The sequence below is a fragment of the Xanthomonas sp. DAR 35659 genome (assembly GCF_041242975.1).
Classification (GTDB): Bacteria; Pseudomonadota; Gammaproteobacteria; order Xanthomonadales; family Xanthomonadaceae; genus Xanthomonas_A; species Xanthomonas_A medicagonis.
The window spans coordinates 957,772-972,907 of record NZ_CP162488.1; the positions used below are offsets into that span (position 1 = coordinate 957,772).

Below are 15,136 nucleotides of genomic sequence, written 5' to 3' on the forward strand. Positions count from 1 at the left end.
GGACCTGCGCCGCATGCTCTATGAGCTATTTGCGTGGATTTAGAATCTCATCTAGCAAGGATATGTCCTATGAATACACTGCCTCTCCCTCCGGTGCCGCAGAAGGTGCGTAATATTCTTAAGGAATATCCTGAAAAAATTCAAAAGTTGCAAGATATACTAAGTGGTTACTTCAAAAATCCCAATCCTGTCATGCCATTCGATGGTGCGGTGTGGATTCTTGAAGATGCGCTTGCTTCCTTCATCTCAGAAGCTCGTTATGAGCTCAAGGTGGCTGAGTCTTCTGGCGATCCTGAAGTTATCAGGAGGGCGGAGGAAAAGGAAAAGGTAATGCATTATGCACGGTCTGGCAATCGTGGCATGTCTGACTTGAATGAGCTTTTGGAATACATCGAGGCGCATAAGGAGATGCTGTCGTGAGTGGTGAAGATTCCCGCTTGAGTGAGGCTGACCATCGCGGCGTCTTTGAAAAAAAGATTCTCGCCAACGCGGCGCTTGATGAAAAATCATCATTGGAGCATCCTAGTGCGATCATATTGGCGGGCCAGCCAGGATCGGGAAAAGGAGGGCTTGCCCGATTTGCACGAGATGAAATGCAAAGCAATGCGGTTTTGATCGATCCCGACGAATTGCGTGAGTTCCATCCGCAAGTGGATGATTTTCGCAGAACTCACCCTTACACTTGGTCTGGTATGACCCATGCAGATGCAAGTCAATGGGCAGGCGAGCTGCTAAAAACTACGATCGATGGCAAGAAAAATCTAATCTTTGATACCACGCTCAGCGATGGCGAGTGGAGCGCAGGGTTAATCAAGGATCTGCAGGCGCGCGGGTATGAGGTAGAAGTACGGGCGATGGTTGCGCACAAGCTGGAGAGCGAGTTTGGCGTCGACAATCGCTTCTCGAAATCCTTGGATGCGCTTGGCTACGGTCGCTACGTCCCCGGCGACAGGCGTGACGCAAGTTATGAAAAATTACCGGAAAGTCTGGATACGGTGCAAGAGCGGACCACGGCGCCCATCCGTCTTTTCAATCGAGAGGGCATTGAACTTTACGACAGTCGCCAGGATTCCCGCGCCGCTGGGCAAGCTCTACAAGAGTTGCGTGAAGCACGGCTAAAGGATCCCGCCATCACGCGCGGTCTCAACGCGGGTTGGCAAACGCAACGCAGTTGGCATGCCGAGCTTCCCGAGCGGTTGCCGCACAACGAAAGCGTAGCGCCTCAGACGGCCTCGCAATTGCTTCATGAACGCACGACACTGCAGGTGGTGGAGGGCGTGGAGCGACAGGCCACGGTCGCGCATACCGCTGACTTCAACGTGCGGGTCAAGCCGGTGGTGATGCGCGGGATGGGCGTGCTTGGTGCCGCCGCCACGGCCTACGATGCCGCCGAGACCGCACATAACGTCGGTCACTTGTATGCGCAAGGCAATGACGTCGGTGCACAGGCGCAGATGCTGCGGTTCGGTGCGCGCAATGTCGGCGCTTGGGCGGGCGGCGCGGTAGGCGCACAGATCGGCGCGGCGGCGGGGGTGGAGACGGGCCCGGGATTGCTGGTGACCGGGCTGGTGGGTGGCGTGCTCGGTTCCATGGGGGCCAACGAGGCGGTGCAATGGCTCGAGCAGCGCCGCATCAACAATCAGACCGATCACACCGGCGTTGCCTGGAGCTTCGATCCGAAGGCGCCGGAAAAGGGCTGGACCCGCACGGTGGTGGATGCCTTCGGCGATCACGGCCTCTCGGCAACCCACATAGAGACTGCCCCACCGCAAATCGCCGACGAACTGAACTTCAAGGCGACCAGTCGCGCGGTACAACTGCGTTTGGCAACGCCGGATGTGCCGGTCGATCCCTACAAAATTCCAGCTGACTCGACCGACAGGCCAAGTCTGCGCGACGCTCCATGGGAGCGCGGGGCGCACAAGGGGCAATGGACCAGGCAGATCGCTGACGGACTGCTCGAACGCAACGTCATGCATACTTATCGTGATCCCTCAGGTCCGGAGAAGGGCGCCGAATTGGACGCCTTCGCGCAAGTGGTGATGGCCAACAACGCGTCGCGCTCGCCGGCGGTGATCGCCGCGCGCTACGCTGAGTTGCATGCACAAGCGGGATGGGATCGCTATGGCCCTGTTCCGGAGGCAGTGACCCAGGCACGGGACAACCCGCAGAGGCAGCCGGGGTCTGATGGAAATACCTACACACGCGACGCGGCTGGCCATTGGACGCGCGAGAGCTGGCGGGGCACGCTCACCGCTGATGGCACGCTGCAAGACGAACTCGAGGGTACTTATGCCTTGGTGAAGGGGATGGTGGCCGAGCAGCGGGATCAGGCGAGGGAGCAAAAGCAAGCTTCCGCGCACGAAGTGCCCGATGCGCCGGCGCCACACACCGATACCGCTCGATCCACGCAGGCCGTCGAACCATCCACGAAATCCGCGCTGCCCATCGATCACGCGAAAGCGCACGACCTGCGCGATCCCTGCCATCCAGGCCATGCCGAATTCTCGCGGACCTTGCGCGAAGTGCATTACATGGAGGCCGGGCAGGGCATCGCGTCCGGTCCGCACAGCGAGAAGGTGGCCGCGGCGCTGCTGGTCAAGGGCGAGCGCGAGGGGCTGCGCCTCACCAACGTGACGATGGGCGCCGATGGTCAGGTGCAGGGACTGCAGCGGCTCGGGGCGTTCGATGCGCCGAAGGCGGTCACGGTAGATCCGCGCCAGGCACAGGCGGTCGAGATGTCCGATTACGCCGCGCAGTGGGCGCAATTGCGCTCGCCGCACCTGCTGAGCCAGGCGGCGCCGGCCGAGCGCAGCGCCGCGCAGGCGCAGGGCCTCGCGGCCTTGTCGGCGGCCGACCAGGCGATGTTCGCGCGGATCCGCCAGGACGTGCCCGCGCATATCGGCGACGACCACGTGGCGCAGGCGATGCTCGGCGCCAAGCAGGTCGGGATCGCCGATGCCGGCAGGATCGACCGCGTGCTGATGACCGGCGACAGCGTCTGGGTGGCCGGGACGACGCCCGGCTTCCGCGCGTCCATCGATGTGGCGCAGCCGGCCGCGCCTCTGCAGGCGACGGCGCAGCAGGCACAGGCGTTCAATCAGCAGCGCGACCAGCAACTGGCGATGGAGGCGCAGCAGCGCCAGCAGGAAGGTCCGGGCGGCAGGGCCGCGCCTGCGATGGGCTAACAAGGCAGGCCGACCGGTTCGCCGCGGGGCTAGCTAACGCGCAAGCCTGCACGCAGGAGCCTGTTTCCGCAGCTCGGCTCGCATCCGCCCTCGGCGATCGCGAAACAGCCTGCGCGCAACTCACCAGCATCCGCGATTGCGTGGCGCAGCTCGCTGTCGCCATGCAGCGGCGCCAGCGGCCAGAAATGGCCGGGACCAGCCAGGCGGATCAGTTGGCTGCGGCGGCGACTCGCGGAGAGAGTGAAACAACCACCCGGCGTGCCTCTTCCCAACGTGCGCTGGCCGGTCACAGCCTCCGGCTGATCGTGAAGCTGCCGAACACCGGCGTCTGTTTCTGCAGGTCGAATTCGCGCGTGCTCCAGTAGCGCGCCAGGGCGAACTTCCAGTGGCCGCGCATCACCGCCAGGCCGAAGCCGGCTTCGCCGACGAAGGGACGCTTCTTCACGCTGTGGCTGTCGCGGAAGGTGTTGCCGTCCAGGGTGATGTCGCGCAGCACCCAGCGCGCGTCGCTGGTCAGGAACAGGTGCGCCGACCAGCCGCGACCCAGGCCGTAGCGGGGCGGTGCGGTGTTCTCGCCGGCCGGGCGCAGCGGCGAACTGCCGAAGTCGTCCGGCAGTTTCCAGCCGAAGCGCACCTCGCCGCCGGCATTGGCGTGGGTTCGCAAGGTGCCCAGCGAGCCACCCCAGTGGCTGATCGCGTCCCAGCCCCAGCCGTCGGCATTGACCGCAGCATCCCCGGGCCAGCGCCGCATCCGCTCGTGCAGCACGCGGAACACCGGTTCGTCGTGCAACTGGTTGTCCCAGCCGAGGAATTTTTCGTCGCCGAGCACGTCGTGCACCGCGTCCTGCACCTGCTTGCCCTGCGCCGACGGGCCGACCATGCCCAGCGCCAACTGGGTGGTGCGCAACCGGTCCTGGGTACGCGCGTTGTAGCCGAAGTTCACCAGCAGCACGCCGGCGTAAGGACGGTCGTCCTTGATCAGGTCGCGGCGCGTCTTGTCGGTCGGAGTGAAGATCCCCTGGCCGAAGCTGAAGACCATGTTCTGCTGTTCGAATTCGCCTGGATGCAAGCGTTCCAGGTAGCGGTTGACCGCTCGCGCCAGCCGCGGCAGGCAGGGGTCGTTAGTGAAGTCGACCAGGTTCGGCGAAACCAGGGTGACGCCGAAACCGTTGGTGTAGCCCTGGTCCTGGCCGGCACCGCCGAACAGGTCGTTGTCGACCCGGAGGTTGACGGTGGGCGGGGTGTCCTGCAGCGCGCTGCCCGCGCAGCGCTCCGCGGCGGCGGCGGGCAGGCAGGCGAGGACGAGCAGCACGGATACGGCGAGAGGCAGACGCGATGACGGCATGGCGACGTCCCTGAACGGGGGGAGGGTGTGGCGACGCTAGCTGGCTGACTGCGCGGATGCCGTGAAAGCCTGTCCGCGGGAGAGGCTGAACGCAGCATAGAGGCCGGTACGGGCCGGAGGAAGGCGCGCGGCCGTATCGCTTCGTCCCATCGGCGTCGCTTGCCAAGTGGCTGCCGGTTGATGGCACGCCGTCGCATTGCGGCCTGCACGACAGGCGCCCCTGCGCGGCGGCCTTGGGTTTGGCCATGGCCGGCCCGATAATGCAGCGATGGACATCACTTCCGACAACCCCGAACACGGTTTCCAATTCCCCGGCGTCTTCGAGCTCAGTGCCATGGGCACCGCCAACATCGGGCTGGAGAGCGAACTGCCGCGCCTGCTCGCCCAATCCGGCGTGGACGTGCTGGAAGAGCGCATCAGCTGGAAGCACTCGTCCAACGGCAAGTACGTGTCGGTGCGCATTGCCTTCCGCGCCGCCGATCGCGCCCAGTACGATGCCGCGCATCTGGCGCTGCGCGATCACCCGGAAGTGAAGTGGACGCTGTAACCGGCGACCCGGCGCCGCTGCCGGCATCCGTTGCGGCGCCGCCCCCGCCGTGCCTGGTGCGCGACCTCGGTCGCCAGCCCTACGCGCCGGTGTGGCGCGCGATGCAGCGCTTCACCGACGCGCGTACGGAGGCTGATGCCGACGAACTGTGGGTGGTCGAACACGAACCGGTGTTCACCCTCGGCCAGGCCGGCAAGCCCGAGCACGTGCTGGCGCCCGGCGAGATTCCGGTGCTGCATGTGGACCGCGGTGGCCAAGTCACCTATCACGGTCCCGGCCAGTTGGTGGTGTATCCGCTGCTGGACCTGCGCCGACTGAAGATCGGGGTACGCGACTACGTGTGCCGGATCGAGCAGGCCATCATCGACACCCTCGACGAATGGAACATCCTCGGCCAGCGCCGCGACGGCGCACCCGGGGTCTACGTGGGCGCGGCCAAGATCGCCGCGCTCGGCATCCGCGTGCGCCGCGGGTGCACCTTCCACGGCCTGTCCTTCAACGTGGACATGGACCTGGAGCCGTTCCACCGGATCAATCCCTGCGGCTACCAGGGCCTGCAGGTGACCTCGGTGCTAGACTTGGGCGGTCCCTCCGGCATGCAGGCCGTCAAACCGGTGCTGCTGGCCCAACTGGCGCGCCAGTTCGGGCTGACCCTGCAGCCGCTCGACGCCTTGCCAGACCTCACGCTCACGCACGCGGCCTGACCGCCTGCCCGCCGACGACGCCATGACCCAGCCCAGCGCACGCACCATCCCCTTGCAGGTCCTTTCCGGCGACAGCGCGCCCGCGCCGCTGCAGGCCGGCGTCAAGCAACTGGGCGGGGACAAGATCAACCGCTCGCCGGTGCAGTTCGCCGACGCGCCGGTGCTGCGCAAGCCGTCCTGGATCCGGGTGCGGATTCCGTCCGGCAACGCGGTGCAGAATCTCAAGGCCAAGCTGCGCGAGAACCGCCTGGTCACGGTCTGCGAGGAAGCCAGCTGCCCGAACATCCACGAGTGCTTCGGCCACGGCACCGCCACCTTCATGATCCTCGGCGAGGTCTGCACCCGCCGCTGCTCGTTCTGCGATGTCGCGCATGGCCGGCCCAAGCCGCCGGATGCCGGCGAGCCGGCCAGCCTGGCGCAGACCGTGGCCGACATGGGCCTGAAGTACGTGGTGGTGACCAGCGTCGACCGCGACGACCTGCGCGACGGCGGCGCCCAGCATTTCGCCGACTGCATCGGCGCGATCCGCGCCGCGGCGCCGGCCACCCGCATCGAGATCCTGACCCCGGACTTCCGCGGCAAGGGCCGCATGGACCGCGCGCTGGAGATCCTGGCGACCAATCCGCCGGACGTGTTCAACCACAATATCGAGACGGTGCCGGACCTGTACCCGAACGTGCGCCCGGGCGCCGACTACCAGTGGTCGCTGACCCTACTGCAGAAGTTCAAGGCGCAGCACCCGTCCATCGCCACCAAGTCCGGGATCATGCTCGGCCTGGGCGAGACCCTGGAGCAGGTGCAGGCGACCCTGCGCGACCTGCGCGCGCACGACGTGGACATGGTCACCATCGGCCAGTACCTGCAGCCGACCGCCCATCACCACCCGGTGATGCGCTACTGGACGCCGGACGAGTACAAGGCGCTGGAGGAGTACGGCAATGCGCTGGGCTTCAGCCACGTCGCCTCCGGGCCGATGGTGCGCTCGTCCTACCACGCCGACCGCCAGGCCGCCGGCGCCGGCGTCGCCGCCTGAGAGCGTCGCGCTCGGTCGCCGCGCCCATGGGGCTGCGGCGGCATCCCCCTGCTGTTCACCGCGCCGCCCGTCGCGCGGGCGAGATGCACCCGCATCGGCGCCATTCACACTTCGGTACAGGGCCGCGGCTAGTCTGGTTCAGGAACAGGTGACAGGGTCTGCAACTTGCGGCACTGTCATCTGGTCTTACGCGATCTGCAGCCCCCCTGACGGCCTGGTGCCGAGAGTACGTAGATGAAATTCAAAGCTTCCGCCTTCCTGCTGGCGTTCGCCCTCACCGCGCCGCTGGCGCTGTTCGCCCGCACCGATGCGCCCGCGCTGCCGGCCGCGTCCACCGCCGACCAGGCGACCACCGCCAAGCTGGTGTACGGGCTGCTCTCCGACAGCCGCTACGCCTATCGGCCGCGCGCGCTCGACGAGGCGACCTCGAAGGAAGTCTTCAAGAAGTACCTGGAGACGCTGGACGGCAGCAAGCAGTTCTTTACACAGGCCGACATCGACAAGTTCGCGCCTTTCCAGGCTAGCCTCGGCGCCAACATCGCCTCCGGCCAGCTGGATCCGGCGTTCCAGGTGTTCGCCGTGTACCGGCAGCGCGTGGACGAGCGCATCGGCTATGCGCGCAAGCTGCTGAAGCAGGATTTCGATTTCAACGGCGACGAGAAGTTCGAGTACGACCGCAAGGACGTGCCGTGGCCGAAGGACAACCAGGAGCTGGACGAACTGTGGCGCAAGTCGGTGATGAACGACTGGCTGCGGCTCAAGCTCGCCGGCAAGAAGCCGGAGGACATCCGCAAGACGCTGGACAAGCGCTACGCGAACCTGGCCGATTCGGTGAAGGAACTGAAGAGCGAGGACGTGTTCCAGTTCTTCATGAACGCCTACACCAACACCGTCGACCCGCACACCGACTACTTCACCCCGCGTACCGCCGAGAACTTCAACCAGCAGATGTCGCTGTCGCTGGAGGGCATTGGCGCGCAGCTGCAGAAGCAGGACGACATGGTGGTGATCCGCGAGGTCATCCCGGGCGGTCCGGCCGCGGTGGACGGCACGTTGAAGCCGGGCGACCGCATCGTCGGCGTCGGCCAGGGCAAGTCGGGTCCGGTCGAGGACGTAATCGGCTGGCGCATCGACGACGTGGTCGCCAAGATCCGCGGCGACAAGGACACCCAAGTGCGCCTGGAGTACATCCCGGCCGAGGCCGGCGTGGACGGCAAGCACCGCCAGTTGCTGCTGACCCGGCAGAAGGTGCGCCTGGCCGAGCAGGCCGCCAAGGGCGAGACCATTTCCCTGCCGGCGAAGGACGGCGAACCGGCGCGGCGCATCGGCGTGATCAAGCTGCCGGCGTTCTACCAGGACTTCGAGGGCCGCCGCCGCAACGCCAGCGACTACGCCTCGGCGACCCGCGACGTGGCCAAGCTGCTCGCCGGCTTCAAGACCGACAAGGTCGACGGTGTGGTGCTGGACCTGCGCAACAACGGCGGCGGCTCGCTGGACGAGGCGATCGAACTGACCGGCCTGTTCATCGAGCAGGGCCCGGTGGTGCAGGTGCGCGAATCCGGCGGCCGCGTCACCGTCAACAGCGACGACAAGCCGGGCGTGGCCTGGGACGGCCCGCTGGCGGTGCTGATCAACCGCGGCTCGGCCTCGGCCTCGGAGATCTTCGCCGGCGCCATCCAGGACTACGGCCGCGGCCTGATCATCGGCGAAACCAGCTTCGGCAAGGGCACGGTGCAGAACATCGTCGACCTGGACCGCTGGCCGGCCAACGAGACCGACCGCTTCGGCCAGGTCAAGCTGACCATCGCCCAGTTCTTCCGCGTCAGCGGCAGCAGCACCCAGCACAAGGGCGTGGTGCCGGACATCGCGTTCCCGGCCAGCGTCGACGCCACCGAATTCGGCGAGAGCACCTACGACAACGCCTTGCCGTGGACCCGCATCGCCGCCGTGCCGCACACCCAGTACGGCAACTTCGCCACGCTGCTGCCGCGGCTGGAGACGCTGCACGCCAGCCGCATCGCCACCGACAAGGAATTCCAGTGGTGGGAAGAGGACGTGCAGCAGTTCCGCACCGAGGCGGCGAAGAAGTACGTGGTGCTCAACGAGGCCGAGCGCCGCGCCGAGCGCGAGAAGCAGGACGTGCAGCGCAAGCAGCGCCAGGAAATGCGCAAGCAGCTCGGCCTGCCGCTGGACCCGCTGGCCGACGACAGCAGCGACGACGGCCTGACCGGCAACGAGCGCGACATCGTCAAGGATGCCGCGCGCGAGAAGCTGGTGGACAAGCGCCCGGATCCGCTGCTGCGCGAGTCGGCGGCGATCCTGGCCGACGCGCTGAACCTGCTGGAGAAGGACCGCCCGCTGGCGGTACAGGTGCTGCCGCAGTCCACCGGCCCGGGGCGCTGGGCGGACTGAGTCCAGCCCTCACCGTCGCGCGAAGACCAGACGCGCCATCGCCTAGCGGTGGCGCGTTTTTCGTTGGGCGTTCGCGCGATGCCGCGTCATCGCCTGCGTGCCGCGTTGGGCGAGCTAACGCAAAGTAGGGTGACCAGCACGGTCACATTGTTGGTAAGCAGTGCCGCCGCAAACGCCTTGATGGCTTTTTGTAGGAGCGGCTTCAGCCGCGACCGGGGCGTTACCGGTAACGCCCGGTCGCGGCTGAAGCCGCTCCTACAGGGAGGCGCTCCTCGGACCGAAAGCCACGCTACCCCAGCGCCTGCCACACCTGATGCAGGCCCAGCGCCAGCAGGGTCAGGAAGAACACCCGGCGGAACGCCTCGGCGGAGATGCGCTGGCGCACCCGCGCACCCAGCCACAGGCCCGCCACGGTGGGCAGCAACGCCAGCAACGACGGTCCCAGTGCCGCGCGCGCGAACGCGCCATGCCAGGCCAGCGCCGCGGCCAGCGCCAGGGTCGCGGTGCCGAAGCAATAGCCCAGCGCGCGCATCAGCGTCTCGCGCGGCAGGCCCAGCGCGACAAGATACGGCAGCGAAGGCAGCACGAACACGCCGGTGGCGCCGCTCAGCAGGCCGGTCGCCAGCCCGGCCAGCGGGCCGGCCCAGGGTTCGTGCCGCGGCGCCAGCCGGCCCTGCCAGCGGCTCAGGCCGAGCAGCGCGTACATTGCCAGCAGTAAGCCGAGTCCACCCCGGACCAGTGCCGGATCGGCGCCGACCAGGATGCCGGCGCTGAGCCAGGTGCCGGCCACGATCGCCGCCAGCAGCGGCCACAGCCGCCGCAACAGCAGTGCCGCGCCTTCGCCCCAGGCCTGCTGCAGATTGGTCAGCAGCGACGGCAGGACCAGCAGCGCGGCGGCTTCAGGTGGCGCCAGCCACAGCCCGAGCAGACCCATCGCCACCGTCGGCAGGCCGGTCCCGGCAACGCCTTTGACGAAACCGGCCAGGCAGAACACCGCGGCGATCGGGAGCAGATGCAGGGCGAGGGAGTCCATGGCGCGCAGCATCGGCCGCCCGGCGGCGCCGGACAATGCGCGATCGCTTCAGGCAGACTTCGGCCACGACGAAGGCTGGAGGGGCGATGCATCTGGATTTCACCGACCTGCGGCTGTTCGCGGCGGTCGCCGATGCCGGCAGCATCACTGCCGGGGCGGAGCGCGCCGCGCTGTCGCTGGCCGCGGCCAGTGCGCGCATCCGCGCGCTGGAACAGCAGGCAGGCGCGACGCTGCTGCAGCGCGGCCGCCGCGGCGTGACCCTCACCGTGGCCGGCGCGGCGGCCGCGCTGCGGCACGCGCGGCAACTGCTGCGCCAGGCCGAGGCGATGCGCGCGGAACTGGGCGATCACGCCGGCACCAATCAGGCCACGGTGCGGCTGCTGGCCAACACCGCGGCGCTGTACGAATGGCTGCCGGAACTGCTCGCCGAGTTCCTGGTCGCGCATCCGCGCATCGACCTGGCCTTGCGCGAACGGGGCAGCACCGCCGCCGCCGACGCGGTGCGCGAGGACCGCGCCGACCTGGCGGTGATCGCCGACCATGCCGATCTGACTGGCCTGCAGGCGCGGGCGTTCCGCCGGGACCGACTGGTACTGGTGGCCGCCGCCACGCACCCGTTGGCGCAGGCGCCGCAGGTGCGCCTGGCGCAGCTGTGGCAGGCGGAATTCCTCGGCCTGGCCGACGACAGCGCGCTGCAGCGGCACCTGCGTGCGCAGGCCACGCGCGCCGGCGGGCAGTTGCGCATCCGTGCCCATGTGCACGGCATCGAACCGCTGTGCCGGATGCTGGCACGCGGCGCGGGCGTGGCGATCCTGCCGCAGGCGGCGCTGGCGCGGGTCAGCGTGCGCGATCGGCTGGTCGCGGTGCCGCTGGATGAGCCGTGGGCGCCGCGGCAATTGTCGATCGTATGGCGCGCGACGCCGACGCCGGCGGCGCGCCAGTTGCTGGACTGGCTGTGCGCGCATGCCGATGCGGCAGTGGAGGACGCCGGCTGAGTCGGCGTCGTTGCGTGCTGGCGCGGCTCAGGGCGACCAGGCGAACTCGGCCATGACCGGGAAGTGATCCGACGGCCAATGGCACTGTGGCCGCGCATCGAGCGTGGCGAAGTGCGTGGCGCGCAGGCCGCGCGACAGGATCCAGTCGATGCGCCGGTCCGGATGGCCGGTGAAATCGTGGAACGTCGCCTGCGGCCCGAGCGGCTTGGCCACCTGCGCGCGCGCATCGGCCAGGCCGGCGGTGAGGGTGCGGTAGGTCGGCGACTCCGGCACGGTGTTGAAGTCGCCGGTGACCACCACCGGCACGTCGGCCGGCAGCGCCTGCACGCGCGCCAGGATCAGCGCGGCGCCCTTGGCGCGGGCGGCTTCGTCCTCGTCGCGGTAGGGCAGGTGGGTGTCGAACAGGTAGAAGCGGCGCCCGTCGGCGACGCGCTCGAACAGGCCCCAGTTGACCATGCGCGGCAGCGGGTGGCCCCAACTGATGCTGCCCACCACCGACGGCGTGTCCGACAGCCAGAAATCGCCGGACTCCACCAGCTTCAGGCGCCGGCTGTCGTAGAAGATGCCCATGCGCTCGCCGTCCTCGCTGCCGTCGCGGCTGCGCCCGAACCAGCGGTACTCGGGCAACTGTTCGGCCAGATAGTCGGCCTGCCGCTTGACCAGTTCCTGGGTGCCGACCACGTCCGGTTGCTGTGCGCGGATCAGCGCCGCCATCGCGCTGCGGCGGACGTCCCAACGCTTGTCGCCATCGGTGTCGACCGGCACGCGCACGTTGAAACTCATCACCTTGAGCGGCGCCGGTGCCGGCGCGGCGCCCGCCGGCGCGGCGAGCAGGGCGAGCAAGGGGAGGGCGAAGGCGAGCGCCATGGCGCGTGCGCGCAGCGGAAGCGAAAAGGTCGGCATCGGAACGTCTCTTGGAGGACAGCGGGAACGCGAACGCAAACGCGAACGCAATGGTGGCATGCGTGCCAGCAATGGCGCGCGGAAATCGGCGGCCAGGTTACGCCAGGCGGGTTGCGGTGGTGTAACGAAGCCGGGGTGGCGTGGCATGACAACGGGCATTGCAGGGCGTTGCCGCGGCGCGCGATGTCCGCGGCGATCCGCCGAACACCTCAGGCGACGCGATGCGTTGACGCGACGTCGCACAGGCGCCAGGCGTGCCTCGCACGCGGGACGCAGCGGCATCGCGGCATTGCGTGAAGCATCCAGGTCCTCGCGCGCCCCTTCGCCGGCGCGCGACCGGCGATGCATGCGACTTGACGTTCATGTGCATCGGCGTAGCATTCGCACCACGCCAAGGGATAGACCCGCGGCGACCCCAATCACCGTGAGGGATGCTCATGGAATACGACTATCTGGTGTTCATCGGGCGCTTCGAGCCCTTCCACAACGGCCACGCCGCCGTTGCCCGCCACGCCCTGGCGCGTGCGCAGAAACTCATCTTCCTGATCGGCTCGGCCGACACTCCGCGCACCATCCGCAATCCGTGGACCGTCGCCGAACGCAGCGTGATGATCCAGGCCGCGCTCGAAGGCGCCGGCGAACGTCTGATCCTGCGCCCGTTGCGCGACCACCTGTACAACGAGAGCCAATGGATCGCCGCGGTGCAGTCGGCGGTGGCCGACGCGGTGCGCGCCGATGGCGGCGGCAGCGAGGCGCGCATCGGCCTGGTCGGCATGGACAAGGACGCCAGCAGCTACTACCTGCGCGAGTTCCCGCAGTGGCCGCTGGTCGATGTGCAGCACACGGAAACGCTGTCGGCGACCGAACTGCGCCGTTACCTATTCGAGGCCGGCAGCATCGACTTTCACGGCGCACTGCTGATGCTGCGCGGCAACGTGCCGGCGCCGGTGTTCGACATGCTCGAGGCGTTCCGCAAGAACTCGCCGTCGTACGCCGAACTGCTCGCCGAATATCAGTTCATCGAGCAGTACCGCGCGGCCTGGAAGGAGGCGCCGTATCCGCCGACCTTCGTCACCGCCGACGCGGTGGTGGTGCATTCGGGCCACGTGCTGCTGGTGCGCCGCCGTGCCGCGCCGGGCAAGGGCCTGTGGGCGCTGCCGGGCGGTTTCGTCGGCCAGCACGAGAGCATCCTCGATGCCTGCCTGCGCGAACTGCGCGAGGAGACCCGGCTGAAGCTGCCGGTGCCGGTGCTCAAGGGCTCGCTGAAGAACCGCCACGTGTTCGACCACCCCGAGCGCAGCCTGCGCGGGCGCACCATCACCCATGCGTTCCACTTCGAGTTCACCTTCGGCGAGCTGCCCGACGTGCGCGGCGGCGACGATGCCGACAAGGCGCGCTGGATTCCGGTCAGCGAAGTGCTGGGCATGGGGCCGAAGCTGTTCGAAGACCACCTGCACCTGCTCGAATTCTTCCTGGGCCGCGGTTGACCGCGGCCTTCCCGGCCGGCGGACAGACCGCCGGCCTTCCCCGACGCGAAGGAGCTTCCCGTCATGCAATGCCTGAACAACCTGCTGCTCAACACCGATAGCTACAAGGCCAGCCACTGGCTGCAATACCCGGCCGGCACCGATGCCACGTTCTTCTACGTGGAATCGCGCGGCGGCGTCTACGACCGCACCGTGTTCTTCGGCCTGCAGTCGATCCTCAAGGAGGCGCTGGGCCGCGCCATCACCCATGCCGACATCGACGAGGCGCGCGACCTGTTCGCCGCGCACGGCGAGCCGTTCAACGAAGCCGGCTGGCGCGACATCGTCGACCGCCTCGGCGGGCAGTTGCCGATCCGCATCCGCGCCGTGCCCGAGGGCAGCGTGGTGCCGACCCACAACGCGCTGATGACCATCGAGTCCACCGACGCGCAGGCCTACTGGGTGCCGTCGTATCTGGAAACGCTGCTGCTGCGCATCTGGTATCCGGTCACCGTGGCCACGGTCAGCTGGCACGCCAAGCAGACCATCCGCCAGTTCCTGGAGCGCACCAGCGACGATCCGGACGGGCAGTTGCCGTTCAAGCTGCACGACTTCGGCGCGCGCGGCGTGTCCAGCCTGGAGTCGGCGGCGATCGGCGGCGCCGCGCACCTGGTCAACTTCCTCGGCACCGACACCGTGTCCGGACTGTTGCTGGCGCGCGCGCACTACCACGAGCCGATGGCCGGCTATTCGATCCCCGCCGCCGAGCACAGCACCATCACCAGTTGGGGCCGCGAGCGCGAAGTGGACGCGTACCGCAACATGCTCAAGCAGTTCGGCAAGCCGGGCGGCATCGTCGCGGTGGTCTCCGACAGCTACGACATCTTCCACGCGATCCGCGAGCACTGGGGCACCACGTTACGCGAAGAGGTGATCGCTTCGGGCGCGACCGTGGTGATCCGCCCCGATTCCGGCGACCCGGTCGCGGTGGTGCACCAGTGCCTGGAACTGCTCGACGAGGCCTTCGGCCACAGCGTCAACGGCAAGGGCTACAAGGTGCTCAACCACGTGCGCGTGATCCAGGGCGACGGGGTCAACCCGACCAGCATCCGCGCGATCCTGGAACGCGTCACCAGCGCCGGCTACGCCACCGACAACGTCGCCTTCGGCATGGGCGGGGCGCTGTTGCAGCGGCTGGACCGCGACACCCAGAAGTTCGCGCTGAAGTGCTCGGCCGCGCGCGTGGACGGCAAGTGGATCGACGTCTACAAGGATCCGATCACCGACAAGGGCAAGCTCAGCAAGCGCGGCCGCATGAGCCTGCTGCGCCATCGCGAGTACGGCGGCTACCGCACCGAACCGGTGCCGGCCAGCGCCGCCTCGCTGGATGCGCTGGCGCGGCCGGCCGGCTACGACGACGCCATGGTCACTGTGTGGGAGAACGGCCGCCTGCTGCACGACTGGACGTTCGCGCAGGTGCGAGAACGCGCGGACGCGGCGCGCCTGTAGG

At 67.9% G+C, this 15,136-nt stretch carries 12 protein-coding genes; 9 read left to right on the top strand and 3 right to left on the bottom strand.

All coding sequences use genetic code 11. The features are described 5' to 3' along the window. Positions 1 to 69 precede the first annotated feature (69 nt). Both AB3X07_RS04125 and AB3X07_RS04130 read left to right on the top strand, forming a co-directional pair. Positions 70 to 420 (top strand): hypothetical protein, encoded by a 351-nt coding sequence (locus tag AB3X07_RS04125; protein ID WP_369943007.1) that lies wholly within the window; start codon positions 70 to 72, stop codon positions 418 to 420. Continuing rightward, positions 417 to 3,188 carry a zeta toxin family protein gene (locus AB3X07_RS04130; RefSeq protein WP_369943009.1) on the top strand — a complete coding sequence of 924 codons (2,772 nt, stop codon included), beginning with the start codon at positions 417 to 419 and terminating at the stop codon, positions 3,186 to 3,188. Before AB3X07_RS04125 ends, AB3X07_RS04130 begins: the two co-directional genes overlap by 4 nt. Before the next feature lie 286 nt (positions 3,189 to 3,474). Here AB3X07_RS04130 and AB3X07_RS04135 read toward each other — a convergent pair whose 3' ends face one another. After that, positions 3,475 to 4,533: a lipid A deacylase LpxR family protein gene (locus AB3X07_RS04135; RefSeq protein ID WP_369943010.1), complete on the bottom strand. Its 1,059-nt coding sequence runs from the start codon at positions 4,531 to 4,533 to the stop codon at positions 3,475 to 3,477. Between the two features lie 268 nt (positions 4,534 to 4,801). Between AB3X07_RS04135 and AB3X07_RS04140 the strand changes: the two genes are divergently transcribed. The 4 genes from AB3X07_RS04140 to AB3X07_RS04155 all read left to right on the top strand — a co-directional run bounded on the left by AB3X07_RS04140 (position 4,802) and on the right by AB3X07_RS04155 (position 9,229). Further along, on the top strand, positions 4,802 to 5,080 hold the full coding sequence (locus tag AB3X07_RS04140) for a DUF493 family protein (RefSeq protein WP_369943012.1): 279 nt from the start codon (positions 4,802 to 4,804) through the stop codon (positions 5,078 to 5,080). After that, complete coding sequence (gene lipB, locus AB3X07_RS04145) at positions 5,068 to 5,784, top strand: lipoyl(octanoyl) transferase LipB (RefSeq protein WP_369943014.1); 717 nt, start codon at positions 5,068 to 5,070, stop codon at positions 5,782 to 5,784. Before AB3X07_RS04140 ends, lipB begins: the two co-directional genes overlap by 13 nt. Positions 5,785 to 5,806: 22 nt before the next feature. Continuing rightward, positions 5,807 to 6,817 carry a lipoyl synthase gene (gene lipA, locus AB3X07_RS04150; protein WP_369943016.1) on the top strand — a complete coding sequence of 337 codons (1,011 nt, stop codon included), beginning with the start codon at positions 5,807 to 5,809 and terminating at the stop codon, positions 6,815 to 6,817. Positions 6,818 to 7,051: 234 nt separating this feature from the next. Beyond that, positions 7,052 to 9,229, top strand: coding sequence for a carboxy terminal-processing peptidase (locus AB3X07_RS04155; protein WP_369943018.1), 2,178 nt, complete (start codon positions 7,052 to 7,054; stop codon positions 9,227 to 9,229). Positions 9,230 to 9,518: 289 nt separating this feature from the next. Here the strand turns inward: AB3X07_RS04155 and AB3X07_RS04160 are convergent, their stop codons facing one another. Next, positions 9,519 to 10,262: a sulfite exporter TauE/SafE family protein gene (locus tag AB3X07_RS04160; RefSeq protein ID WP_369943020.1), complete on the bottom strand. Its 744-nt coding sequence runs from the start codon at positions 10,260 to 10,262 to the stop codon at positions 9,519 to 9,521. Positions 10,263 to 10,348: 86 nt separating this feature from the next. On the opposite strand from AB3X07_RS04160, the gene AB3X07_RS04165 reads away from it, so the two are divergent. Beyond that, positions 10,349 to 11,257, top strand: a complete 909-nt coding sequence (locus tag AB3X07_RS04165) for a LysR family transcriptional regulator (protein ID WP_369943021.1) — start codon at positions 10,349 to 10,351, stop codon at positions 11,255 to 11,257. Between the two features lie 27 nt (positions 11,258 to 11,284). Here AB3X07_RS04165 and AB3X07_RS04170 read toward each other — a convergent pair whose 3' ends face one another. Next, complete coding sequence (locus tag AB3X07_RS04170; RefSeq protein WP_369943023.1) at positions 11,285 to 12,160, bottom strand: endonuclease/exonuclease/phosphatase family protein; 876 nt, start codon at positions 12,158 to 12,160, stop codon at positions 11,285 to 11,287. A 431-nt stretch (positions 12,161 to 12,591) separates the two neighbouring features. Here AB3X07_RS04170 and AB3X07_RS04175 point away from each other — a divergent pair, with 431 nt between their 5' ends. Beyond that, positions 12,592 to 13,647, top strand: coding sequence for a bifunctional nicotinamide-nucleotide adenylyltransferase/Nudix hydroxylase (locus AB3X07_RS04175; RefSeq protein ID WP_369943025.1), 1,056 nt, complete (start codon positions 12,592 to 12,594; stop codon positions 13,645 to 13,647). Positions 13,648 to 13,710: 63 nt separating this feature from the next. Beyond that, the gene (locus AB3X07_RS04180; protein ID WP_369943026.1) at positions 13,711 to 15,135 is read left to right on the top strand and encodes a nicotinate phosphoribosyltransferase; all 1,425 of its coding nucleotides are present in this window, start codon (positions 13,711 to 13,713) and stop codon (positions 15,133 to 15,135) included. Position 15,136: the final 1 nt, after the last annotated feature.